Here is a 25,209-nt window from a genome sequence, read left to right as displayed (position 1 = left end):
AGGAGTACACCTATGGCTACCACAATTCAACTGACGCAGTCTTCCTCCGACCTGATCGGTTACCTCAACGGTTGGACGAGCGGTTTCGGTTCGACCTATGGTGCGTTCTACGACGCTCAGACCAGCTCTCTCGCCACTACCACTATCGATCCGAACACGACCTATGAGGCGTGGGGCGATGGCAGCAACGGTGGCAAGGGCATTGTCATGAGCGGTGCCCTGCAATACTCCCAGGGCAACCTGACAGGTTCGGTCGACAGCATCGTTCTCGGCACCGGCTACAGCCAGTCCACTAGCGGCATCGCCGTCAGCCAGCAGGAACTGTTGATCGATCCCGACGGCTCCTACTCGCTCGCAGGCGCGCGCGATCTTCTCGATCTCGCCGTTTACCAGCTTGCCCGTTTCGGCTCTCTGGCCGGCTTCTATGACTACTTCGCGGCCACCGGCACGGTGGTCGAGGATACGGCCGCTTCCAATACCCTGACGGGCTTTGCCGGCGCGGACACCTTCGTATTCTCCGGCGGCAATGACGTCGTGAACGCCGGCCCGACCGGAACCTACGGTTATCAGGATGGTACGGATACGCTTGATGTTTCCGCCTGGGGTGCAACTTCGGTGAATGATTTGTTGTGGTATAACGATAATGGAAATGCCGTTATCCTTTCGGCAGCAGACACGTCCGTATCCATCACGCTCAACGGTGTCGATGCAAGCGTACTGGACGCATCGGACTTCATTTTCGCCAGCGCATCGGCGCTTGCCGCTTAAAGGAAAATCAGGCTGTGGGCTTTCAAAACCACCAGCAGACACCGCCGCAGTCCCTCACTGCGGCGGTTGTTTCGCCCCTTAAAAGCACGTTTTTCGGTGTGGCGCTCGTCAGCGGTGTGGTCAACATCCTGGCGCTGACGTCGCCCCTGTTCATGCTTCAGGTTTACGACCGGGTGCTGGCCAGCGGCAGTCTGCCGACACTTGTCGGGATCGCCATTCTTGCGCTCGGCCTCTATGGCTTCCAGTGCCTGCTCGACATCATCCGCGCCCGGGTCCTGATCCGTATCGGCGAGGACTTCGACATGCGCTATTCCGGCAAGGTGCATGATGCGGTGGTGTGCCTGCCGCTCGTCAACCGCATGCCGGGGGACGGCCTGCAGCCGCTGCGCGATCTCGACAACGTGCGCGGTTTTCTGTCCGGCACGGGGCCGACCGCCTTTTTCGATCTGCCTTGGATGCCGCTCTACCTTGGCATATGTTTTCTGTTTCATTTCTGGATCGGCGTGACGGCTCTTGCCGGTGCCGTTCTGCTTATATCCCTGACCATCTTGACCAATATGTTCTCGCAGAAGCCGATCCGCGACACCATGGTCGAAAACATGGCGCGCAACCGGCAGCTGGAAGCCTCGCGCCGCAACGCCGAAGTCGTGCAGGCCATGGGGCTCGGCGGCCGGCTTGGCAAACGCTGGCAAATCTCCAACGAGGCTTATCTCGCCGCCAACCGCAAGGCGGGCGACGTGGCCGGCGGCCTCGGCAATATCGCAAAATCCCTGCGGATCGTGCTGCAATCGGCCATTTTGGCGGTCGGCGCATGGCTGGTCATTCAGCAGGAGGCCTCAGGCGGCGTGATGATCGCCAGTTCGATCATGATGGGTCGGGCTTTGGCGCCCGTCGATCTTGCCATATCTAACTGGAAGTCCTTCGTTGCCGCCCGCCAGAGCTGGGCGCGGCTAAGGGAGCTTTTTGCGCAGATGCCGGTAACGGCGACCGCAATGGCACTGCCGAAGCCTGAGAGAGAATTGAAAGTCGAAAACGTCACCATCATTCCACCGGGAGAGAGAAAACCGACCGTCGCGGGCCTTGGTTTCGTCATGACCGCCGGGAATGCGCTCGGTGTCATCGGCCCATCCGGCTCGGGAAAATCCACCCTCTCGCGCATTCTCACCGGAGCCTGGATGCCCGCCGCCGGTAAGGTGCGGCTTGATGGTGCGAGCTTCGATCAATGGGATCGCGAAGCCCTCGGCCGCCATATCGGTTATCTGCCGCAGGGCGTGGAGCTTTTCGACGGCACGATCGGCGAAAACATTTCCCGTTTCGAGGACAATCCCGATCCCGACGCAATCATTGCTGCTGCGAAAGCCGCCGGTGCGCACGAACTGATCCTGCGCTTCGAAAAGGGGTATGACAGCGATATAGGTGAGGCCGGTTCCGCGCTTTCGGCAGGACAACGCCAGCGTATCGGTCTCGCGCGTGCGCTTTATGGCGATCCCTTCATCGTCGTGCTGGACGAGCCGAATGCCAATCTCGATGCGGAGGGCGAAGCCGCCGTTGTCAGGGCGATTGCGTCGGTTAAGGCGCGCAACGGTATCGCCATCGTCGTCGCGCATCGGCCCAGCGCGATCGGTGCCGTCGATTTCATTCTGATGATGGAGGAAGGGCGGATGAAGGCCTTCGGTCCGCGCGACGAGGTTCTCTCTAAAGTGCTGCGCACTCCGAATGCTCAAGCGGCGAAAGGTTTCACTGCATCCGCGCACACGGTTTCACCATTGCGTGTCGTCGCGAATACCCAGCCTAAGACGGTGGCGCTGCAAGAGATTGGCGAAGAGAACAGGCAGGAAGGAGATACGGATGTCAAAAATTGACCAGCGCACGCAGGTGTCCCGCTCCATCCGCAAACATCTTCTTGCCGGTCTTGCCGCAAGCGTCGCACTGCTGGCCGGCGTCGGCGGATGGGCAGCGACGACAAATCTTGCTGGCGCGGTCGTGGCGTCCGGTCATCTTGTGGTCGATTCTTATATCAAGAAGGTACAGCACCCCAAGGGTGGCGTCGTCGGTGAAATTCTGGTGAGCGAAGGTGGCAGGGTAAAGGCTGGCGACGTCGTCATGCGTCTCGACGCCACCCAGACCCGCGCTAATCTCGCCATAGTGACCAAGCGGCTGGATGAGCTGAGCGCGCGCATGGCAAGGCTGGAGGCCGAACGGGACGATCTGCCGGAACTCGTTTTTCCACAGGCTCTGGTGGCGCGCAAGGACGATCCCGATGTCGCTTCCGCCATGCGTAGCGAAACCAAGCTGTTCGAATTCCGCAAATCTTATCGCGAGGGGCGCAAAGCGCAGCTTGTGGAGCGTATCACCCAGTTCGAACATGAAATCGAAGGATTGAGGGCACAGGAAGTCGCCTACGACAACGGGCTTGCGGTTTTGCAGGCTGAGATCACCTCGCAGAAATCCTTGCGGGAGCAGGGCATCGTGTCCGTGCAGCGGCTGAACAGCCTGCAGACCCAGGCCGCGACATTTGGCGGTGAGCGTGGCGAAAAAATCGCCTATCAGGCGCAGACGGCGGGCAGGATCACCGAAACGAAACTGCAGATCCTGCAGATCGATCAGGAACTGCGCACCGAAGTGGGCCGGGAACTGCGCGAGATACAGGCGCAGACGGGTGAATATGTTGAGCGGAAGGTCGCTGCGGAGGACGAGCTGAAGCGCATCGATATCATCGCGCCGCAATCCGGCATGGTGCATGAAATGGCGGTGCATACCGTGGGCGGCGTGGTGACGCCGGCCGACCCGATCATGCTCATCGTGCCTGATGGGGACGAACTGGCACTCGAGGTGCAGATCGTGCCGAAGGATATAGACCAGTTGCAGGTAGGGCAAAAAGCGATGCTGCGGATGACCGCGTTCAACCAGCGTGTCACGCCGGAACTGGAAGGCCATGTCAGTCGCATCGCCGCCGATATCACCACCGATCAGAGGACCGGCCTCTCCTATTATCTGGCGCGGATTTCCATACCGGTTGCCGAGCGGGAAAAGCTGAACACTGCGCCGCTGATGCCGGGCATGCCTGCCGAGGCCTTCATCCAGACCAGCGAGCGCACCGCGCTGTCCTATATCGCCAAGCCGCTGACGGACCAGATCAACCGCGCCTTCCGGGAAGAGTAGCGGGCTTTTCTGATCGGCAGTCACGACTTGAGATCAAAGCCAGCCCAGCGCTTTCGCTGCGCGGATCGCTTCCGCGCGGCGTTTGCAATCCAGCTTGCGGAACAGGTTTCCGAGATGGAATTTTACCGTCACTTCCGAGATGTTGAGGGTCTGCGCGATCTTCTTGTTAGACATGCCGCTGGCCAGCAATTGCAGCATCTGTGCTTCCCGCTGTGAAAGCCCGCCATGCAGGGCGCGTGCCTGCGGCGAGTTGACCGAGGCGGCGAAAATCGACAGCGCGTTCCGGACATCGGAAGAGGTTTCGATGAAACCGCGGATACGGCGATTGTTCAGAAGCGGCGACAGGAATATGCGCTCCTCCGACAGGACGCCGTTGCAGCCAAGGCGCGTCGCCGATTCAAGTGCGTTGAGGATATGGGCGCGGGCGCCGGCACTGTCACGACGCTGGTGTGCGGCATAGCTCTGCCATATTCTGAGCGCGACCTTTTCGCGGTTGGTGACCTTGGGGTTGGCGATCATTGCATCCATCTGCCGGGCGAGATAGGCGCGCGGCGTGAAAAGATGTACCGCGTCGCGGAGCCAGGCCATCACATAGGCGATTTCGTCGCGCCGTGTGAGCCGGGCAAGGTCCTCATTCGCGCTCTCCACCCAGTTGCGACCCATCGGCATGCGAATTGCCGATAGCGTCGCTGCCGCATCCGCCCAGCGGTTGGCGTTCTGGTAGGCAATGGCCGTTCTGATCTCCATCATCGCATGGAATTGCAGGCCTTCCGAAAGGTGAATCCACAGGCCGTCGAGAAAGCCCGGACGAACGGTCATCGGAAAATGATCGATCAGCACCTGCGAGGCATAATGCAGGGCAAACTGCATCAGGCTCGGCCATATCTCGGCGGCGGCGAAGTGGTCGAATTCATGCTCGACGAAGTGCAACAGGTCGCGCGGTTTTCCCGCCTCATAGGCAAGGCAGGCTTCCGCCAGCCGCAGCATTCGGAACTCCTGCGCGGCGTCGTGTGGCACCTGTTCCAACCTTGTGCGCGCATCCTGTGCCGCGCGACGGGCCAAGAGCACATCACCGCTCATCAGTCGCAGGACGATCTGGTGCAGATGGATGAAGAATTCGAGCAGCGGCTGCCCGCCCATCTTGCGCAGATAGATAAGCGCGCGGGCGGCGGCGGCCTCGGCCTCGCGAAAATTACGGCGGCGGATTTCGAATTCCAGCAGCGCATTGTAATAGGCCGCCCATTTGCCGTGATCGTCCATGGGGTAATCGGCCATGAATTCCCCGAGGCGCGTTATCACAGCGTCATTGGGGGTCAGGTCCTCGGCAATCATCAGGTTCAGCCGGAAGGTGCGGGCGGCAAAGGAAAAACGCGAACCGCGGGCAAGCACCTTGAGTGGATCGAGATAATCCGAACCGAGGCTCTTGCCAAGCAGATGGCGCACGCGTTGCAATTCGCCCTGTTTCAGCAATGCGCGGGTGACGGCGAAGAGGACTGTTTCATTCGCCGCGATCATGTCCTGCGAAAACCGCATGATGATCTCACGAAACCTGTCGACGCTGCTTCGGTAGATCAGTTCGCGCCCATGGGCGCGTTCTAGGATTTGCGCGGCGTGGGTCTCATAACCGCGGTCAAGCAACATGGCCATTGCCGCAAGCGCCCGCCCTTCCTTCTCGAATGCGGAAGCGACCTCTACCACTGCCCTGCCAGCCTGTAATGTGGCGAGACGTTCTCCCGCTGCCACGGTCAGAAGCCTTATCAGTGTGTCGTGTTTTTCGGGGTTTGCGATCAGGAAGGGCGGCAGAAGTTCTGCCCATTCAGCGTCGGGTTCTGCCGAGGGATTTTCCAGCCAGAGCGAAAGCGCGACCGTCTGGGCCGGTGACAGATGCGGCAGATAATTTTCCCGCAGATAGTCGACGCATAGTTTTTCGTCGGCGAGGCGAGCGAGAGACAGAAAGGCCGGCCACCCCGCATAATCATGGAGCGCCAGACGCTTCTGTTCTGTTGGAAGGCCCGCGGTCTCATCTTGGCCAAAGGCCAGTTCATTTGCTCCGATCGTCAGCGAACCACGATGCAATATTTGCCGCGCCAGCCCGCTGATACGTTGATCCGGACGGCAGGCGATGACCACGAAACGCACGGTTTCCAGAATAGGGGCGGGCATGCGGACCGCGCGTGCGAAGACCGGCACATCCCATAGCAGACAGCCTTTTGCCGCCTCATCACTTCTGGGCTGGTGCGTCCGGCATACCTCGGTCCCCAGCTCTTGTGCCAGCAAGTCCATAAGAACGCTTTTCCCGGCGCCCGCCGGCGCGCGCAGAAAGATCACGCCTGCGGTTTCGCTGGCAATACGGCGGCAGAGTGTGGTGCGCGGCAGAAGCGTCATTCAGACAGGGATAGGAGATCTGAATTCAAAAACCTATACTCATTTATCAAAAAACTATACCTTTCTGCGATTGTTCAAAAGGACATGTGGTGAAAACTTGTGCTCAGGAAACTGATGCACAAGGAACGGTCCACCGATGCAGCAACATCCGCTGGTCGCGATTTTGAACAGGCTCGGCGCTTTCGTACTGGTCATGATCGCCCTGTCCATCATGATTTTTGCTCTAGCCCGTGTGGTGCCGGGTGATCCCGCGCGCATGGCGCTCGGGCCTGCGGCAACACAGGAACAAGTTGATGCGCTGCGCGGCGAGATGGGTCTCGATAAGCCGCTCGCCGCCCAATACCTCGACTATATCGGCAACGCCCTGCACGGTGACCTGGGCTTCTCGCTGGTTTCCCAGCGCCCCGTCACCACCGATCTGGCCCAGACCGTTCCTGCGACCGTCGAACTGGTTCTGGTCTCAGTCATCTTCATGTTTGCCGTCGCCATCCCGCTTGGCGTCATCACCGCGCATTACCGCGACCGTCCGCTCGACCATATCGGCCGTATCCTCTCGCTCACCGGCGTGACGATCCCGAGCTTTTTGTTTGCCATCACGCTGCAATTGCTGGCCGCTCGCTTTCTCTCCGGCTGGCCGATCATCGGTAGGATCGATCATTCACTTGGCTGGCAGGGTGGCCCGACGGGCTTCATCCTGATCGACGGTACGCTTGCCGGACGGTTCGATGTGGTGCTGGATGCGATGAAGCACCTTGCGCTGCCGGCCTTTGCGCTCTCCATGGCCGGTATCGGCCAGATCACCCGCATCACGCGTTCCTCGATGATCGAGAACCAGCGCAAGGATCACGTGCTCACCCTGCAAAGCTTCGGCGTGCCGGAGCGGGTCATCATCTTCCGTTATCTGCTGAAGCTTTCCTCCATCGCGCCGCTGACGATCATGGGGCTCGAATTCGCCTCGCTGATCGGCAATGCCTTCGTGATCGAAATGGTCTTCGCCTGGGGCGGATTCGCGTCCTACGGGCTGAACGCCATCCTTCAGAAAGATCTCAATGCCGTGACTGCCGTGGTGCTGGTGGCCGGCCTGTTCTTCATCGTTGCGAACCTGATCGTTGATGTCCTGATCTCGATCATCGACCCGCGCCTGCGCCGCAAGGAGGCTCGCTGATGGCTGATATGAAAATGCTCGAACCCACCGATCGGGGCTTAAGCGCCGGTTACATGATGTGGTACCGCTTCAGCCGCAATCCGGCAGCGGTCATCGGTTCGCTGATCCTGTTGTCGGTGCTGGTTCTGGCGATCTTTGCGCCCTGGCTTACACCCTATCCCAAACATATCGGCGCGGTCGTCGATTTCCGTGCCCGCCACATGCCGCCGGATCTGGAGCACTGGTTCGGAACCGACAAGGCCGGACGCGACATCTTTTCCCGCACTGTCTTCGGGCTCAGGGTCTCGCTTCTTCTCGTCATCGGCGTGCTCGGCATCTCGGTCCCGGTCGGCACCGTGCTTGGCCTGGTCGCCGGTTATTTCGGCGGCTGGACCGAGAAAATCATCAGCGGCCTGACGAACGTGATGCTGGCCATGCCGCCCCTCGTCATGGCGCTGGCGGTCTCCAACCTGCTGGAACCCACCTTGATGAACGCCATGATCGCGATCACGCTTCTATGGTGGACCTGGCATGCGCGGCTGATCTATTCGGTGTCGAAATCCATCGCATCCGAGGACTACATCGAAGCGGCACGTCTTGCAGGTGCGGGTCCGCTGCACATTCTCTTTCGCGAAATTCTGCCCAATTGCGTCTCGGTCATATCAGTCAAGACGACGCTGGATGCGGCATTCGTCATCCTCTTTGGCGCGACACTGAGTTTCCTCGGTTTCGGCGTCAAACCGCCAACTCCCGATCTCGGCTCGATGGTTGCCGATGGGCGCCAGTTCATGCCGGATTTCTGGTGGGAAGTCCTCTGCCCCGGCGCGGCCGTGCTTTACGTGACGCTGGGTTTCAATCTGCTGGGCGACGGCCTGCGTGACATGTTCGACGTGGAAAGCTAAAGCCATGACTGAACCGCTTCTCAAAGTCGAAAACCTCAACGTCACCTTCACCAACTACGGTCGCACGCGCCAAGTGCTGCGCGATATCGCCTTCACAGTCTCAGCCGGCGAGCGGGTGGCGCTGATCGGCGAAACCGGATCGGGTAAATCGGTCACCGCCAAGGCGATCATCGGCACTTTGCCGAAGAATGCCACTATTGCCTCCGGCGCCATTGTCATCGACGGGCGGGATGTGCTCGCCATGCCGCGAAGGGAACGCGAGGCGCTTAAGGGAACGGCGTTTTCGCTGATCATGCAGGACCCGCTGTCTTCCTTCAATCCGGTCTTTAAGATCGGCACGCATCTCGATGATGTCATGCGCTTTGCCGACAAGCGCAACGGCATCAACTCGTCCAAGGCAGAGCGCCGCACCCGTATCGCAGCGGTTCTGCGCCGCGTGCAGCTTGGCGATACCGAGCGGGTCATGAATGCCTATCCGTCCGAGCTTTCGGGCGGCATGCGCCAGCGCGTGTTGATCGGGCTTGCGCTGCTGCATCAGCCGAAGCTCCTCATCGCGGATGAGCCCGGCACCGCGCTCGACGTCACCACGCAGGACGAAATTCTCAATCTCATCAACCAGCTGGTTGCCGAAGAAAATATGGCGCTGCTGATGATCACCCATAATCTCGGTGTCGTACGTAAGGTGGCGGATCGGGTCGTGGTTATGCACCATGGCGACATCGTCGAGACCGGTCCCTGCACGCAAATCCTGCACGCTCCCGCTGCGGACTACACGCGTTCGCTGCTGGATGCGGTGCCGCCGCTCTACGGTCCGCGTGTCGCCGATCTGGCGCAGAGCACACGCTCGCCGATCGTTACCATCGAGGGCCTGAACAAGATTTACGGCAGACGCAACGGTTACCACGCCGTGCGCGACGTGAACCTGACGCTGAAGGACGGCGAAATTTTCGGTCTTGCGGGCGAGTCCGGTTCTGGAAAAACCTCGGTCGCCCGGATGATCATGGGACTTTCTCGCCCGACCTCCGGCAATCTTGTCGTCGACGCCCCGTCTCCCAGCCGTGGCAAGCGGTTGACGCAGATCGTCTATCAAAATCCGGGCACTTCCCTAAATCCGAAGCGCACGGTCAGGCAGACGCTTACCCTACCGTTGAAATCCATCGGTATGGACGGTGAGGCGCGCGAACGCCGGATGCAGGAACTGATGGGGCTGGTGCGATTGCCGCAATCCTATCTCGGTAAATATCCGCATGAACTTTCCGGCGGACAGAAGCAGCGTGTCGCCATTGCCCGTGCACTCGCGGCTGAACCGAAGATCCTCATCCTCGACGAGCCGACGGCGGCGCTTGATGTCTCCGTGCAGAAGACCGTTATCGACCTTCTGCTGCAGCTGCGGGAAGAGCTTGGCCTGACCTATCTGATGATCTCGCACGACCTCTCGCTGATGCGCAATTTCTGTTCGCGCATCGCCATCATGCTGCGTGGCGAGATCGTCGAGGAAGGGGTGACGTCTGCGGTTTTCGCCGAGCCGAAGCATCCCTACACCCGCGCCCTTATCGCGGCGATCCCCGTCGTCACCGACGAGGAAGAGCGCCTGAAACCCACCGTGACAGAGGAAGAGCGTATGCGCTTCCTCGTAAAAACGACCGATTGATAAAAGAGGAGCCTGACGTGTATCGCGTTGGAATTGACGTCGGCGGCACAAATACCGATGCCGTTGTGTTACAGGAAAAGACTGTTCTGGCGGGGGTGAAAGCCTCCACCACCGAAGATGTGACGTCCGGTGTCATCGAAGCCCTTGAAAAGGTGATCGAGGCGTCGGGCATCGACAGGGCACACATCGGTGCCGTGATGATCGGCACCACGCATTTCACCAATGCGGTGATCGAGCGGCGGCATATGGACGAGGTCGCCGCCATCCGGATCGGCCTGCCGTCCGGCGCCGGCCTGCCGCCGATGGTCGACTGGCCGGATGACCTCCGGGAAATCGTTGGTAACCACGGTTATCAGGTCCGCGGCGGATATGAATTCGACGGTCGCGAAATCTCAGCCCTCGATGAGGACGAGATTGTCCGCATCGCCGCCGATATCCGCGCAAAGGGCCTGAAGGCCGCGGCTGTCACCTGCGTTTTCAGCGGCATCAATGATGCGATGGAAGTGCGGGCGAAGGATATCCTGCAGGAGCGCTGCCCCGGCCTGCCGGTGGTTATGTCCAAGGATATCGGCCGGCATGGTCTGCTCGCCCGCGAAAGTGCTGCGATCATGAATGCCAGCCTTCTTTCGCTTGCGGACCGCACCGTTGCCGCTTTCGGCGAGGCGCTGAAGGCAGCGGGCATAACCTGCCCGTTCTACATCACCCAGAACGACGGCACGCTGATGGCGGCGGATGTGGTGCGCGGCTTCCCTGTGCTCACCTTCGCCTCCGGCCCGACGAATTCCATGCGCGGCGCTGCTTTTCTCACCGGCCTCAAGGATGCCGTGGTCGTGGATGTCGGCGGCACCACCTCCGATGTCGGCTCGCTGTCGCACGGCTTTCCGCGCCAGGCGTCCACGACGGTGGATATTGGTGGCGTGCGCACCAATTTCCGCATGCCGGATGTGTTCTCGATCGGTCTCGGTGGCGGCTCGCTGGTGGTCAATGGCGAACATGGCCTCACCGTTGGCCCGAAATCAGTCGGTTACCGCGTCCGCCGTGAGGCGCTCTGCTTCGGCGGCACGACCCTGACTGCAACCGATATCGCTGTCGCCTCCGGCAAGGCGGACGTGGGCGAGAAGGCTCTGGTTTCCACTCTGGACAAGCGGCTGGTGGATGCCGCAGTCAAAAAGATCAACGACATGCTCGAGTCCTGTGTGGAGCGCAGCCGCATCTCGTCATCACCGGTGCCGGTGATAGCCGTTGGTGGCGGCTCCATTCTCATGCCTGACCGTATCGGTGATCTGGATGTCATCCGCCCCGAGAATTTCGCGGTGGCGAATGCCGTGGGTGCAGCGATCGCGCAGATTAGCGGCGAGACGGACCGCGTCTTCTCGCTGATCGAGGGGCGCACGCGTGAAAGCGCGCTTGCGGAGGCGGAGGCCGAGGCACGCGAAAAGGCGATTGCGGCTGGTGCAGTGGCCGAAACGCTGGAAGTCATCGAGCGCGAGGATATGCCGCTTGCCTATCTGCCCGGCAATGCCACCCGCATTCATGTGAAAGTCGTTGGAGAAATGGGAGCCAACCATGGCTGAGACGCGCAAGCTGAAATATGACGAAGCGGCATTGCGTACGCTGACGAGGGAAGATCTCGACGCGCTGGAAATCGGTGCGGGCATTCTCGGCACTGGCGGCGGCGGCAATCCCTATCTGGGCAAGCTGCTTGCACTCGAGGCCATGAAGGCCGGTTACGAGATGAAGATCCTTGCGACAGACGCCATCGAGCCGGACGCGCTTTGCATGTCCATCGGCGGCATTGGCGCCCCCGTTGTCGGCGTGGAGCGCATTCGCGAGGGCCGTGAGGGGCTGCGTTGCCTGCGCGCCATGGAAGAGCTGATCCGCACGCCGGTAGACGCCATCGTCTGCGAGGAAATCGGCGGCTCGAACTCCATGAACCCGCTGGTGACGGCGGCGCTTGGTGGCCTGCCGATCCTCGATTGCGACGGCATGGGCCGGGCTTTCCCCGAGATGCAGATGACGACCTTCTCCATCTATGGCCACAGTTCGACGCCATCGGTGATGTGCGACCTGCACGGCAATGCCGTGATCTTCAGCCACGCTGTTTCCGAAGTCTGGCACGAGCGCATGGCCCGCGCCTGCGTCGTTTCTCAGGGCGGCGGCGCAATGCTGGCGACCGCGCCGATGCAGGCCCACTACGTGCACCAGTATGGTATTCCGAAAACCTACACCAAGGCGATCGCGCTCGGCGAGGCGGTGATCCGTGCCCGTAAGCAGCAGGAAGACCCGATTGCGGCAGTCTGCGCGCTTGAAGGCGGACGGCGCATCTTCAACGGCAAGATCACCGATCTGAAACGCCATCTGCGCGGCGGTTTCGCCGTGGGCGATGTCGAGCTTTCCGGCTTCGACGATTGCTCGGGTCAGACGGCGAGCGTGGCGATCCAGAACGAATTCCTGCTGTTCCGCCGTGACGGCAAGGTGGAAGTGACCGTCCCTGATCTGATCGTCTTGCTCGATGTCGATACCGGTTACCCGATCACCACCGAAGTCCTGCGTTACGGCCAGCGCGTGGCCGTGGTCGCGATCCCCTGCCACGATCTGCTGCGCAGCGCCCGCGCGCTCGAAGTCGTTGGACCGGCGGCTTTCGGTTACCCGGACATTCCTTTCTCACCGCTGCCCGTCCCGGTCGGCAAGGCTGCCTAACCATAAGCGGGGCAAATGACCCGCAATAAAGAGGAGAACGACAATGAAAATGCCAGGACTTCCTTCCCGCCTTGCCGTGCTTGCGCTCGGCACGGCAATCGCGTTGCCGCTTGTTTCTTCCGCTGCTTTTGCGGAGGACAAGGTTTCGGTCGCGGTCAACACCATGCAGATATTCAGCTCGCTCGACCCGGCGAAAGTGACTGACTATACCGGCTACATGGCTATCGTGAACATGTATGACGGCCTGACCACGGTGAATGCCAAGGGCGAAATCGTGCCGCATCTGGCAAAGTCCTGGGATATTTCTGCAGACGGCCTGACCTATACCTTCCATCTGCGCGACGATGCGAAGTTCCAGGATGGCACGGCGGTCAAGGCTGCCGATCTCGTCTGGTCGGTGCAGCGCCTGCTCGGCATCAACAAGGGGCCGTCGAACCTCATCGTCGGCGTGCTGAAGCCCGAAAACGTCAGCGCGCCTGATGATGCGACGCTCGTCATGAAGATCGAGCGTCAGTTTTCGCCCTTCATGGCCTCCACGCCGCTGATGATGGCGTTGAACAAGTCGTTGATCGAAGCCAATGCCAAGCCCGAAGACAAGTGGGGCGAGGCCTATGTGGGCGAACATTCCGCCGGTTCCGGCCCATACAAGCTCATCAGCTACAACCGTTCTGCCGATATGGTCATTGCCCGCAATGCGGACTATTTCCTTGGCTGGACCAAGGGCAAGCCGATCGACGAAGTACGCTTCGTCCAGACGAGCGACGACGCTACCGTCAAGGCGCTGGCTGAAAAGGGCGAACTTGGCTTTTCCTCGCACGGCCTTGGCAACGACACCTATGAATCCATCGGCCGGATGAAGGATTACAAGCTCATCCAGACCCGCACCGCCGGCGGTTTCGTCATCAAGCTCAACACCAAGGTTTACCCGACCGACGACGTTCACGTTCGTCGCGCCATTGCCTATGCGACGGATTACAAGACGATCCAGGAAGTGATCTATCCCGGTTTCGACATGCAGGGGCCGCTATCTGACGCTTTCAAGGACGCGCATAACGGCGATATTCAGCCCGGCGTCTACGATCTGGAAAAGGCGAAGGAAGAACTGGCGAAGTCGAAATATGCCGGCCAGAAGATCACGCTGGTCAACAGCTATGTCGCTTCGCTGGCCTTCGAGGCGGAAGTGGCGCTGCTTTTGCAATCCAGCCTCGAGCAAATCGGTATTACGCTCGATATCAAGCCAGAGCCTTGGAACCGTATCGTCGAGCTTTCCTCCAAGCCTGAAACGACGCCTGCGTCGACGCAGGTGAATATCTCACCGACCTATCCGTCTCCGGATGCGATGTTCTACAACCAATATCACTCCAAGGCATCAGGCACATGGATGTCGATGGAATGGCTGCAGAACGCGGAAATCGACGGGCTGATCGACAAGGTCCGTGCCACGACCGATACCAGCGAACAGAACGTAACCTACAAGGAACTGCAGACCAAGATCGCCGATCTTCAACCGGATGTCTGGGCGGTTGCGCCGAACCGCCGTTATGCGGCGAACAAGTGCCTTCAGGGTTACGAGTTCATTCCCATGCAGAGCTGGGACCTGAACTTCTCCAACTTCCATTGGGACTGCAAGGCGGAGTGATCTCCGTCCCATGAAAAGCGGTCCCGCCGCAGGGCGGGGCCGATGAGACTTGGAACGATAAAGGGAAGGAGCATCGCTTGCGCCGGAAAGGCTGCGGCATGCCCGAGGATGACGCATGATCCAGGAATTTTCCGAAGACGACATCGAACCTCTTGCCACCGGCGCCTGGATTCTGGGAACGGGCGGTGGAGGCAATCCCTATATCTCGACGCTCAATCTGCGCCGTCTTTATGCCGAAGGCAGGCGGGTGAAGGTCATGGACCCCATGGCGCTTGCTGATGACGACATGGTTGCGGTCGTCTCCAAGATGGGTGCACCGCTTGTTGGTCAGGAACGGCTGGGAGACCCCGTTCATCTTGCCCGCGCGGTCGAGGTGATGGAAGATTATCTCGGCAAGCCTTTCCGGGCGATCATGAGCGTGGAAATCGGCGGTTCGAATGCGTTATCGTCCTTCCTCGCCGCCGCCATGCTCGACCGGCCCGTCGTCAATGCCGATGCCATGGGACGTGCTTATCCCGAAGCGCAGATGACCTCATTCGCCATCGGCAATCTGCCGATGTTTCCATTGTCGCTCGTCGATGTACGAGACAATGAGGTGATCGTGACGCGCGCTGCATCGTGGAAATGGATGGAGCGCATCTCGCGCAAGGTCTGCACCGAAGTTGGTTCCACCGCCGCCACCTGCAAGGCGCCGCGCACCGGCAAGGAAGTGAAGGAATGGGGCATTCATTACACCGTCACAAAGGCGACCGAACTCGGGCGCGCGGTGATGGAGGCGCGTGCACGCCATGATGACCCGGTTCAGGCGGTTCTCAACCATGAGGGTGGCAAACAGCTGTTCCGCGGCAAGGTGGTGGATGTCGCCCGCGAGACCACCGGTGGCTTTCTGCGCGGCAGTACGACCATTGAAGGCATCGACGCCGATCGCGGCTCACGCATGGAACTTGCCTTCCAGAATGAGTGGGCGGTCGCCTTCCGCGACGGCCAGCCGGTCGCCATGACGCCGGATTTGATCTGCCTTCTCGACACCGTTTCGGGCAGCGCCATCGGCACGGAATCGGTGCGCTATGGCCAGCGTGTCACGGTTATCGCCCTGCCGGCGCCGGAACTCTTGACGACGCCTGCCGGCATTGCTGCCGTTGGCCCGCGTGCCTTCGGTTATGACATTGATTTCAGATCGGTATTCCCATGAAACGCATCGGTATTGACGTTGGCGGCACCAATACGGATGCCGTTCTGATCGATGGAGACGCCATCGTTGCCTCGATCAAGGTTCCGACCACGCAGGATGTCCTGTCCGGCGTGAAGGCGGCCCTCGCTCACGTGTCTGGCCATGTCGGCGCGGCAGATCGCCCGATCGATGCGGTCATGATCGGCACCACCCATTTCACCAACGCTGTCGTGGAGCGAGCCCGGCTGGAGCGGGTTGCGGCCATCCGCATCGCGCTGCCGACCGGTTCTTCACTGCCGCCCATGTGCGACTGGCCGAAGGATCTCTACGAGGCTGTCGATCCGCTGATCTTCATGGTTCATGGTGGCCATGAATACGATGGCAGTCCGCTGGTGCCGATGATCCCGGATGAAATCCGTGAAGCGGCGATGAAAATCCGCGATGCAGGCATTACCTCGATCGCCATTTCGGCAACCTTTTCGCCGCTGACCACGGAGTGCGAGGTGAGGGCGGCGGAGATTGTCCGTTCGGTGATCCCCGATGCACGCATCACGCTTTCCCATACGCTGGGCCGTATCGGGCTTCTGGAGCGCGAAAACGTCGCACTTCTGAATGCCGCCTTGCAGACGCTTGGCAGGACCACGGTACAGGCATTTTCGGATGCGCTGCGCGAAGCAGGTGTAAAGGCGCCGTTCTATCTTACACAGAATGACGGCACCGTGGCGCTTGCGGATGTAGCTGCCGCAAACCCCGTGCACAGCTTCGCTTCCGGCCCGACCAATTCGATGCGTGGTGCGGCTTTTCTCACCGGGCTTTCCGATGCCATGGTGGTGGATGTCGGCGGCACCACCTCCGATATTGGTTGCCTTGTCGGTGGTTTTCCGCGTGAGGCAAATAATATTGTCCATATTGGCGGGGTCCGCACCCTGTTCCGCATGCCCGATCTTCTACCTGTAGCACTGGGCGGTGGCACCATTGTCGACCCGCAGACAGGCAAGATCGGCCCGCGCTCGGTTGGGTATCGCATCCTGACCGAAGCCCGCGTTTTCGGCGGCGAGACACTGACGGCATCGGATATCGCCGTTGCGGCAGGCCTGATCGAGATGGGTGACAGGGATCGTGTGAAGGGCCTCGATCCGGCATTCGTGCAGGCGACGCTCGACCGTATCCGCGACATGGTGGCCGACAGTTTCGACCAGATGAAGACATCAGCCGAAGACGTGCCGCTGGTTGCGGTCGGCGGCGGCGCATTCCTGATACCGGAGCAGGTGCCGGGCGCATCCGAGGTGCTGCGTGTGGAAAATGCAGGCGTTGCCAATGCGCTCGGCGCAGCGATGGCGCAGGTGTCCGGTGAGGTGGATCAGGTCTTTTCCGGGTTGAGCCGCGACGAGGCCCTTGCGAAAGCCGAGACCGAAGCGCAGAACGCAGCGGTCGCTTCGGGAGCGGAGCGCGCGAGCCTCAAGACGCTTGAGGTGGAGGATATTCCCATCGCCTATCTGCCTGGCGGCGCTCGCAGGGTCCGCGTGCGTGTTATCGGCGATATCGCCTTTCATTGATGGTAAGAGGCCCTGCCTGCGGCGGGGCAACAGTGGAGTGAGGATATGACGAAGATCGCACTGGCCATTCACGGTGGTTGCGGGGTTATGCCGGAAGACAGCATGACTCCGGAGGAGTGGGAAGCGGCGCGCCACGATCTGGCGGCGGCACTGCGCGCCGGTTATGGTGTGCTCAAGGCTGGCGGAACTGCGCTGGAAGCGGTTGAGGCGGCAGTCGTCGTTATGGAGGACAGCCCGCATTTCAACGCAGGCCATGGGGCGGCGCTCAACGAGAATGGCATTCACGAACTCGACGCGTCGATCATGGATGGCAAGACCCTTGCCGCAGGCGCAATCAGCGCCTCCCGCGCCATCCGCAACCCGGTGAAGGCGGCCCGGGTGCTAATGGAGGATGAACGCGCAGTCTATCTCACCGGTGAAGCGGCTGACCGGTTTGCGCAGGAGAAGGGGCTTGCCACGGAGCCTCAATCCTATTTCACCACGCAAAAGCGTGTCGAGGCGCTGGCGGCCATGAAGGCCCATGCCACCGCAGGTACGGAAGCGACGGAAAACGAAAAACACGGAACCGTCGGTGCCGTGGCACTCGATGCTGCTGGGCATCTCGCAGCCGCGACATCCACCGGCGGCTACACCAACAAGCCTGACGGCCGGGTGGGTGACAGCCCGGTGATCGGGGCGGGCACCTATGCACGCGACGGCGCCTGCGCCGTTTCCGGCACCGGCAAGGGTGAATTTTTCATCCGTTACGTCGTCGGCCATGAGATCGCGTCCCGTGTCGCCTATCTCGGGCAGGATCTGGAAACCGCCGCCGGCAACCTCGTCCACAAGGATCTGGCGCCCTACGATATCGGTGCGGGTCTTGTCGCCATCGATGCCGAAGGCGGCATTGCCGCACCCTATAATACGCCCGGCATGTTCCGGGGCTGGGTGACCCCATCAGGAGAGGCCCGTGTTGCCACCCACGACAGGGTCTACGACGTGGAATTGTAACCGGCGACCGACCGGGCCGAATGACAATGCTAAAAAAACCGGTGACATGAAGGCCTATCGGCGGCAAAAGGTCTGAACCAAAACCGGCTCGTCTTTTCATCCCATGGTGCTGGCCTCATGAATATCAAGCAGCTCGAAGTCCTTCGCACGCTTCTTTCCACCGGCTCTACCATCGCCACCGCCAAGGCCATGGGGCTAAGCCAGTCCGGTATCAGCCGGCTTCTGGCTCAGCTCGAGGCGGACTTGTCGCTGACGCTGTTTGCCCGTGACAAGGGGCGGCTGATCCCGACGCCGGAGGCAGCGCTTCTCGCGCGTGACGCGGAAAATGTGCTGCTTGCTGTCGACCGCATGTCCGGCCACGCCGAAGATCTGCGCAATGGTGCGGCCGGTCCGGAAATCGTCCGCATCGGCCTGCCGAGCAGCATGTGGGAGAACTTCGCGCCCGCCATGCTGATAGACTATGTCAGGGATTTCCCCGGCGTGCGCATCGAGACTTTCTTTGAAACGACCACCGCCATCAACAGGCTGGTTGGCGAGCGGGTGATCGACCTCGGTTTCCTGCGCATGGAAGGTGAAATTGGACCGGGCATTGATGTCGAGCGTGTCGCCACCGGCAAAAGCGTCTGCGTGGTCCGTCAGGATCACCCTTTAGCCGAGCTTACCGAGATAACAGTTAAGGACCTGCGCAACATTCCGCTCATTCTGATCGGCCGGCAGCGGCCGAACCGAATGGCGCTCGAGCAGGTCTTCAAGAAAGCGGGCGTCAAGCCCATGGTGAAGATCGAGACCCACACCAACAGTTCCGCATGTGCCTATGTCGCGCATGGTCTGGGCGTTACGATCATCAGCAGTTTTTATGCTAACCTCTACAGGCACCTTCCCGTCGTGGCGCTGCCCTTCATTCCGCAATCAACGCAGGAGTTCGGTCTTGCCCGGGCATCGGGCGCACCGCTGTCCATCGCGGCGCAGGCACTCAGCGACGCCTTGAAGCAACAAATCCAGCTTTCGCAAAAAATCGACTGAAAACAGGGTTTTTCGCGAAAAATCTCATTGTCCCTGTCAGGATGAAACGTGCCACCATTCTGCATAGGCGTATGACGTTTATGCATAATATTGCGCGTTATTTATCAATCCGTCATAGTCATTCGCAACGAAACCGATAGAGGCGGGAGCACGTTCCCGGCTATCAATCGTGGGGAACCGATGATAAGATTCATACTGAGCCGTCTTTTGATGGCGCTGCCGACGATCGCCTTTGTGTCGATCACGGTCTTTGCGCTCATCCGCTTCATTCCGGGTGATCCGGCCGCCCTGATGCTGGGCGACATGGCGCAACCGGAACAGATCGAGGCGATGAGAACAGAGCTTGGTCTCGACAAGTCCATGCCGCAACAGTTCGTCATCTGGGCGGGCAATGTGGTGCAGGGCGATTTCGGCCGGTCCATCGTCAACGACGAGGCAGTATTACCGCTGGTCGTGTCGAGGTTCCTCGTCAGTGCTGAGATCGTCGTCGTCGCCGTTCTGCTGGCCAGCCTGATTGCGGTTCCGGCGGGTGTGATCGCCGCCTGGAAACAGAACAGCCTGACCGATCTTGCACTGGTTGGAACGGCAACCCTGCTTTTGTCCATACCGACATTCTGGCTCGGGCTTCTGCTTCTACTGTTCTTCGGCCTAAAGCTCGGCTGGCTGCCGGTGCTGGGATACTTGTCGATCAGCGACAATCTCGTTGGCGGCATGCTCTATCTTGTCCTGCCTGTCATGACGCTGGTGATCCACGAAATGGGTGTTCTGATCCGCATGGCCCGCGCCTCAACGCTTGAAGTGCTGCGGCTGGATTACATTACCCATGCCCGCGCCAAGGGACTTTCGGAGAGTGCCGTCCTCTGGCGGCACGCCTTCAAGAATGCCTTTGGTCCGACATGGACAATGATCGGCCTCATCCTCGGCAATCTTCTCGGCGGCATCGCCGTCATCGAGACGGTCTTTACCATTCCGGGGCTCGGGCGGCTGATGGTCGACAGTATCTTTGCGCGTGACTACCCCGTCATACAGGGCTGCCTGCTGTTCGTTTCCCTGTCCTACGTGCTGGTCAATCTCTTCGTCGACCTTCTTTATCCCCTCTTCGATCCGCGTGTGGTTGCCGAATGAAAAAGTTCACACTCAACGGGCTTATCGGCGGCGTTCTCATCGGCCTCCTGCTCATCACCGCCATTACCGGCCTGTTCTGGACGCCCTATGATCCCATGAAGCTCGGTTTCGCCTCGCGGCTGGCCGCGCCCGGTCCCAGCCATCTTCTCGGCACCGACGAATTTGGGCGCGATGTTCTCAGCCGCCTGATGGTCGGCGCGCGTGCCAGCGTCTGGATCGGCTTCCTGACGGTCAGCTTCGCGACGATCTGCGGCACTCTGATCGGTCTTGTCAGTGGTTATGCGCGCGGCTGGGTTGATGGCGTCATCATGGCGATCAACAATGCGCTTCTCGCTTTTCCCGGCATTCTCCTGGCGCTTGGCCTTCTCGCGGTCTTTGGTGCCAACCAGTACGGCATCATCTTTGCGCTTGGCATCGCCTACACGCCATCAATGGCCCGCGTGGTGCGTGGCGCCGTGTTGTCGCTGCGTGAGCGCGAGTTCATCGAGGCATCGCTGGTGATGGGCAATGGCGAGATCTACACCATGTTCCGCCACATCCTGCCCAATTGCATCGCGCCGATCACGGTGCTTGCCACATCCATGTTCGGCTGGGCAATCCTCTCGGAAAGCGCACTGTCCTTCCTCGGCCTTGGCGTGCCACCGCCGGCCCCCACCTGGGGCAACATGCTGGCCGCTGGCCGGCCCTTCATCCAGCAGGCCGTCTGGCTCGGGCTTTTCCCCGGTCTCTGCATCGCGCTGACACTGCTCGGCATCAATCTTCTGGGCGATGCCCTTCGCGACAGGCTTGACCCGCGCATGAGAGGTCTCAAATGACGGACAATACTCTTCTTACCGTGCGCGGCCTTTCGCTGGAGGTCGCGGGAAGCGGCCACCGGGTAGTCAAGGATGTTTCCTTCGATATTGCGCCTGGCGAAATCTTCGGCATCGTCGGTGAAAGCGGATCGGGAAAGACGCTGGCCACCCGCGCGCTCATCTCGCTTCTGCCCCCGGCAATTGCCGTCACCGGCGGATCGGTCATCTACAAGGGAAGGGACGTGATGTCCCTGCCGGCAAGGGAACTTCGCCGCCTGCGCGGCGCGGAAATCGGCGTCGTTTTCCAGGAGCCGATGACCTCTCTCAATCCGTCGATGACGATTGGCCGGCAGTTGGAAGAAGGCCTGATCCTTCACACCAAGTTTTCGCCGGAAGAGCGCCGCGAGAAAATTCTCGAGATGCTGAGACGGGTCGGTATCCGCGATCCCGAAGGGGCGCTTGCTGCCTATCCGCATGAGTTTTCCGGCGGCATGCGCCAGCGCATCATGCTGGCCTCGGTCATGCTCCTGAAACCGGCGCTGCTGATCGCCGACGAGCCGACGACGGCGCTCGATGCCGTCATCCAGCGCGACGTCATGGAGCTGATGGTCGAACTGACACGGGCGGAGGGAACAGCCGTCCTTCTCATCAGCCATGACCTGCCGATGGTGGCCCGCTATACGAGCCGTATCGTGGTCATGGAGAAGGGCGCGATTGTCGAACAGGGGCGAACCGAAGACCTGCTCGATGCGCCGCAGCATCCCTATACGAAAAAGCTGCTTTCCTCTTTGCCCTTCCGGGGCGAGCCGCGTGTCGTCGACACCAGCAAGGCGCCGATGATTTCAGCCCGAAACATTGTTGTCGATTATGCCGGACGCAAGTCACTGCTGAAGAAAGCCAAGCCGAAGCGGGCGCTGCATGGGGTCAGCATCGATATTCACGAGGGTGAAGTCGTGGCACTGGTCGGTGGCTCCGGCTCCGGCAAGACCACGCTTGGCCGCACCATTGCCGGTCTCGTAAAGGAAAGCGAAGGGCAGATCCAGTTTCAGGGGCGGGAACGCAAAGAGGACTGGAACGACTATCGCCTGAATTGCCAGATGGTGTTTCAGGATCCCTATTCCTCGCTCGATCCGCGAATGACCATTCAGGCGCTGGTGGAGGAGGCGTTGCGTCTCGTCCCCGGCCTGGATCAGGCCGCCAAGCGCAAGCGGGCGCTGGAAACGCTGGAAGAGGTGGGGCTTGGCGCAGACTATGCCAGCCGTTATCCGCACGAGCTTTCCGGCGGCCAACGCCAGCGCGTGGCGATTGCTCGTGCCATTGCCCGCCGTCCGCGGTTCCTAATCGCCGACGAACCGGTTTCCGCCCTTGACGTGACGGTGCGGGCGCAGGTGCTCGATCTCTTTTCCGATCTGCAGAAACGTTACGGCTTTTCCTGCCTGTTCATCAGCCACGATCTCGGCGTGGTCGAACAGGTGGCCGACCGTGTCGTCGTCATGCAGGACGGCCGTATCATCGAAGAGGGCGACCGCGACACGATTTTCGACAGCCCGAGAGAGGCCTACACACGCCGACTCCTCTCGGCCATTCCCGCCCTCGACCAGAATGAAAAGGGCGGTGTGACACTCAAATGGCGTCTGGAAGAAGAAGTTTAACAGGAACATGACAATGACTGTGGCTGCCCAACTGAATGCTATCTGTGATGCACAGCCTTTTGTGACGCGCTTCATGGTGCGCAATCTCCTGACCGGCGAAGAGATCGGACGGGGAGAAAACGAGGAGACCCCGTCGGGCAGCACCCGCAAGACGTCGATCATGATGGCCGTGCTCAAGGCTGCCAGCGAAGGGCGGCTCGATCTCGACCAGCCGGTCACCTACGAGAAGAGGCTGGCGGAAGAGGTGGCCAGCGGCATGTTCCGCTATCTGACGCCGGGCATCGTCATTTCCCTGCGCGATGCACTCGCCGGCATGATGGTGCTGAGCGACAATGTCTGCACCAAGATGGTGCTGGAGCGGCTGACGCTTGAGGAGGTGGACAGCTATTGCAAGACGCTCGGCATGGCTAATACCCACCACCGTTTCCTCATTCCACCGTTGGCGCTGGCGGCCGATCATCCGCTGAAGACCGTCACCACCACCTCGGCGGCGGACCAGGTGCTGCTGCTTCAGACCATTCTTGATGCCCAGTCCTCGCCAGAGGCGCAGGCAAAGCTCGGCTGCAGCCCGCAATTGTGCGGCTGGGCAATGCAGACGCTGAAAAACCAGATATTGCGCTACGGAATCCGCTCCCGCCTGCCATTCGAGGCTGTGGTGGCGAGCAAGAGCGGACGCGGCAAGCGCGGGCGTATGGACGCCGGCATCGTCTACAGAAACGGCGCGCCGTCTTTCATCATCACCGCCTATACCGATGAAGTGCCGCAGGTGATGCCTGACGGCACGCCGGGATACACCATCGCGCTCGAAACGATCGGCCGGCTGGCGCAGGCCTGCTGGGACGGCTTTCAACAATGATAATCAACGACAACAAAGAGGGTAGAACAGTGAACAAACTTCTTCTCGCAGGCGCGGCCCTGCTCGTAACAGCCAATATCGCGGCGGCTCGCGACATCACCATCGCGCAGAGCTCCGATCTGCGCAGCAGCAATCCCGGCGTCAATCGTGACGGCAATACGGACGGGGTGATCCTGCACATCGTCGAAGGCCTCGTCGGTTACAACAATGGCGGCGAAGTAAAGCCGCTGCTTGCCGAGAGCTTCGAGGTTTCGCCAGATGGCCTCACCTATACGTTCAAGCTGCGCGCGGATGTGAAATTCCATAACGGCAAGCCGCTCACCGCAGAAGATGTCGTCTGGAACTGGACGCGCTATCTGAAGCCCGAAACCAAATGGGCCTGCCTGAATGATTTCGTGGAAGGCGGTGCCGCGCATGTCACCGGCGTCAAGGCCACGGACGCCTCCACAGTTCAGATCACGCTTGAAAAGCCGTCAGCCGTTTTCCTCGGCCTGATGTCGCGGCCCGAATGCGGTTATACCGGCATGATCTCGCCGGAATCTGTTGCCGCTGACGGCAGCTTCGTCAAGCCCATCGGCACCGGTCCGTTCCAGTGGAACGAATGGAAGAAGGGTGAATATATCCGCCTCACCAAATTCGCGGATTATGTTTCGCCTGTGAACGACGGCAAGCCGGATGGCATGGTCGGCTCCAAGCGGCCGCTGGCCGACGGCATCAAGTTCATGGTTATTCCGGACGCCTCGACCGTGAAGGCGGGCCTCGAATCCGGCGTGCTCGACACCGCCGAGATTTCTCCCGATCTCATTCCGGAGTTCAAGACGAATGAGAAGATGCAGCTCATTGTTGCCCGCAACAACGGCAAGAACCTTTTCTATATTCAGACCCGCGACAAGGTGCTGAGCAATCCAGGCGTGCGCCGCGCCATGGCGATGGCGCTTGATCTCGATGAACTGGTCGCCGCCGCATCGAACGGTACGGGCGAAGCCAACGGCTCGATGGTTTCGCAGGACTCGGTCTATTTCGATGAGACCCAGAAGAAGCGTCCGGCCTATGACATCGAGGCAGCCAAGAAGGAACTGGAGGCAGCCGGTTACAAGGGCGAGCCGATCTCTATCATCGCCAACAAGCGCGGCAATGTGCCGAGTTTTCCGGCAGCCGTCATGGCGCAGGCCATGATGCAGCAGGCGGGTCTGAACGTACAGATCGAGGTGCTGGACTATGCCACGCAGGTGGATCGTCGCCGTTCCGGCAATTATCAGGTGATCTCGCAGTCTGTCGCGCCGCGTCTCGATCCGGCCCTGATGTATGCATTCTACGTCGGTAACAAGGACAAGAACGCCTCCCTGATGTGGGATGATCCGAAGGCGATCGAGCTGATGAAGGCTGCCTATGTTGAGGCCGACCAGGCGAAGCGCCAGAAGATTTTCGACGAGTTTCACGAACTGATGCTGAAGGAAATGCCCGGCATCTTCCTTTACGACATGGTCGATGTCTGGGGCGCGACCAAGAAGCTCAAGGGTCAGCCGGTCTGGCAGTCGAACGCCCGCCTCTGGGAAGTCTCGGTCGACAACTGATCCAATATTGCCCGCGCCGGAAGCAAAGCCCGGCGCGGGCATTTTCCATCATGACCGTAATGATTTGGCGGCCCCCCGCCGAAGCGTTTGGGTGCGCCCTTAAAGGGCAGGAATGCG

General features: G+C 60.4%; 19 protein-coding genes. 18 read left to right on the top strand and 1 reads right to left on the bottom strand.

Features of this window, described 5'->3' with window-relative positions; genetic code table 11:
* Positions 1-12 precede the first annotated feature (12 nt).
* The 3 genes from F617_RS0105905 to F617_RS0105895 are packed head-to-tail and all read left to right on the top strand — an operon-like array spanning position 13 to position 3,930.
* Positions 13-768: a hypothetical protein gene (locus F617_RS0105905; protein ID WP_019564719.1), complete on the top strand. Its 756-nt coding sequence runs from the start codon at positions 13-15 to the stop codon at positions 766-768.
* A 14-nt stretch (positions 769-782) separates the two neighbouring features.
* Positions 783-2,630, top strand: coding sequence for a type I secretion system permease/ATPase (locus F617_RS0105900; protein WP_019564718.1), 1,848 nt, complete (start codon positions 783-785; stop codon positions 2,628-2,630).
* Positions 2,617-3,930 (top strand): HlyD family type I secretion periplasmic adaptor subunit, encoded by a 1,314-nt coding sequence (locus F617_RS0105895; RefSeq protein ID WP_019564717.1) that lies wholly within the window; start codon positions 2,617-2,619, stop codon positions 3,928-3,930. Before F617_RS0105900 ends, F617_RS0105895 begins: the two co-directional genes overlap by 14 nt.
* Before the next feature lie 33 nt (positions 3,931-3,963).
* Here the strand turns inward: F617_RS0105895 and F617_RS0105890 are convergent, their stop codons facing one another.
* Positions 3,964-6,315 (bottom strand): LuxR C-terminal-related transcriptional regulator, encoded by a 2,352-nt coding sequence (locus F617_RS0105890; RefSeq protein WP_019564716.1) that lies wholly within the window; start codon positions 6,313-6,315, stop codon positions 3,964-3,966.
* Positions 6,316-6,451: 136 nt separating this feature from the next.
* Between F617_RS0105890 and F617_RS0105885 the strand changes: the two genes are divergently transcribed.
* The 15 genes from F617_RS0105885 to F617_RS0105815 all read left to right on the top strand — a co-directional run bounded on the left by F617_RS0105885 (position 6,452) and on the right by F617_RS0105815 (position 25,092).
* Complete coding sequence (locus F617_RS0105885) at positions 6,452-7,480, top strand: ABC transporter permease (protein ID WP_019564715.1); 1,029 nt, start codon at positions 6,452-6,454, stop codon at positions 7,478-7,480.
* The gene (locus F617_RS0105880) at positions 7,480-8,361 is read left to right on the top strand and encodes an ABC transporter permease (RefSeq protein WP_019564714.1); all 882 of its coding nucleotides are present in this window, start codon (positions 7,480-7,482) and stop codon (positions 8,359-8,361) included. The genes F617_RS0105885 and F617_RS0105880 overlap by 1 nt, the downstream gene beginning before the upstream one ends.
* Before the next feature lie 4 nt (positions 8,362-8,365).
* Positions 8,366-10,012 carry an ABC transporter ATP-binding protein gene (locus F617_RS0105875; protein ID WP_019564713.1) on the top strand — a complete coding sequence of 549 codons (1,647 nt, stop codon included), beginning with the start codon at positions 8,366-8,368 and terminating at the stop codon, positions 10,010-10,012.
* A 17-nt stretch (positions 10,013-10,029) separates the two neighbouring features.
* Complete coding sequence (locus tag F617_RS0105870; protein WP_026330690.1) at positions 10,030-11,586, top strand: hydantoinase/oxoprolinase N-terminal domain-containing protein; 1,557 nt, start codon at positions 10,030-10,032, stop codon at positions 11,584-11,586.
* Positions 11,579-12,712 (top strand): DUF917 domain-containing protein, encoded by a 1,134-nt coding sequence (locus F617_RS0105865; RefSeq protein WP_013761623.1) that lies wholly within the window; start codon positions 11,579-11,581, stop codon positions 12,710-12,712. Before F617_RS0105870 ends, F617_RS0105865 begins: the two co-directional genes overlap by 8 nt.
* A 43-nt stretch (positions 12,713-12,755) precedes the next feature.
* Positions 12,756-14,351 (top strand): ABC transporter substrate-binding protein, encoded by a 1,596-nt coding sequence (locus F617_RS0105860; protein WP_019564711.1) that lies wholly within the window; start codon positions 12,756-12,758, stop codon positions 14,349-14,351.
* 115 nt (positions 14,352-14,466) lie between these two features.
* Positions 14,467-15,543 carry a DUF917 domain-containing protein gene (locus F617_RS0105855; protein WP_003506758.1) on the top strand — a complete coding sequence of 359 codons (1,077 nt, stop codon included), beginning with the start codon at positions 14,467-14,469 and terminating at the stop codon, positions 15,541-15,543.
* Positions 15,540-17,078 carry a hydantoinase/oxoprolinase N-terminal domain-containing protein gene (locus tag F617_RS0105850; protein WP_019564710.1) on the top strand — a complete coding sequence of 513 codons (1,539 nt, stop codon included), beginning with the start codon at positions 15,540-15,542 and terminating at the stop codon, positions 17,076-17,078. Before F617_RS0105855 ends, F617_RS0105850 begins: the two co-directional genes overlap by 4 nt.
* A gap of 45 nt (positions 17,079-17,123) precedes the next feature.
* Complete coding sequence (locus F617_RS0105845; protein ID WP_019564709.1) at positions 17,124-18,068, top strand: isoaspartyl peptidase/L-asparaginase family protein; 945 nt, start codon at positions 17,124-17,126, stop codon at positions 18,066-18,068.
* Between the two features lie 117 nt (positions 18,069-18,185).
* The gene (locus tag F617_RS0105840) at positions 18,186-19,091 is read left to right on the top strand and encodes a LysR family transcriptional regulator (RefSeq protein ID WP_003511007.1); all 906 of its coding nucleotides are present in this window, start codon (positions 18,186-18,188) and stop codon (positions 19,089-19,091) included.
* 180 nt (positions 19,092-19,271) lie between these two features.
* Positions 19,272-20,216 carry an ABC transporter permease gene (locus F617_RS0105835; RefSeq protein ID WP_019564708.1) on the top strand — a complete coding sequence of 315 codons (945 nt, stop codon included), beginning with the start codon at positions 19,272-19,274 and terminating at the stop codon, positions 20,214-20,216.
* The gene (locus F617_RS0105830; protein ID WP_003511004.1) at positions 20,213-21,031 is read left to right on the top strand and encodes an ABC transporter permease; all 819 of its coding nucleotides are present in this window, start codon (positions 20,213-20,215) and stop codon (positions 21,029-21,031) included. Before F617_RS0105835 ends, F617_RS0105830 begins: the two co-directional genes overlap by 4 nt.
* Positions 21,028-22,662 (top strand): ABC transporter ATP-binding protein, encoded by a 1,635-nt coding sequence (locus F617_RS0105825; RefSeq protein WP_019564707.1) that lies wholly within the window; start codon positions 21,028-21,030, stop codon positions 22,660-22,662. Before F617_RS0105830 ends, F617_RS0105825 begins: the two co-directional genes overlap by 4 nt.
* A gap of 13 nt (positions 22,663-22,675) precedes the next feature.
* Complete coding sequence (locus tag F617_RS0105820) at positions 22,676-23,518, top strand: serine hydrolase (protein ID WP_026330689.1); 843 nt, start codon at positions 22,676-22,678, stop codon at positions 23,516-23,518.
* Positions 23,519-23,547: 29 nt separating this feature from the next.
* A complete protein-coding gene (locus F617_RS0105815) occupies positions 23,548-25,092 on the top strand; it encodes an ABC transporter substrate-binding protein (protein ID WP_026330688.1) in 1,545 nt (514 codons plus the stop codon).
* Positions 25,093-25,209: the final 117 nt, after the last annotated feature.

Source organism: Agrobacterium sp. 10MFCol1.1 (assembly GCF_000381165.1).
Classification (GTDB): domain Bacteria; phylum Pseudomonadota; class Alphaproteobacteria; order Rhizobiales; family Rhizobiaceae; genus Agrobacterium; species Agrobacterium tumefaciens.
The sequence above is the reverse complement of the archived record's forward strand: the minus strand, read 5'-3'. Positions and strand labels throughout refer to the sequence as shown.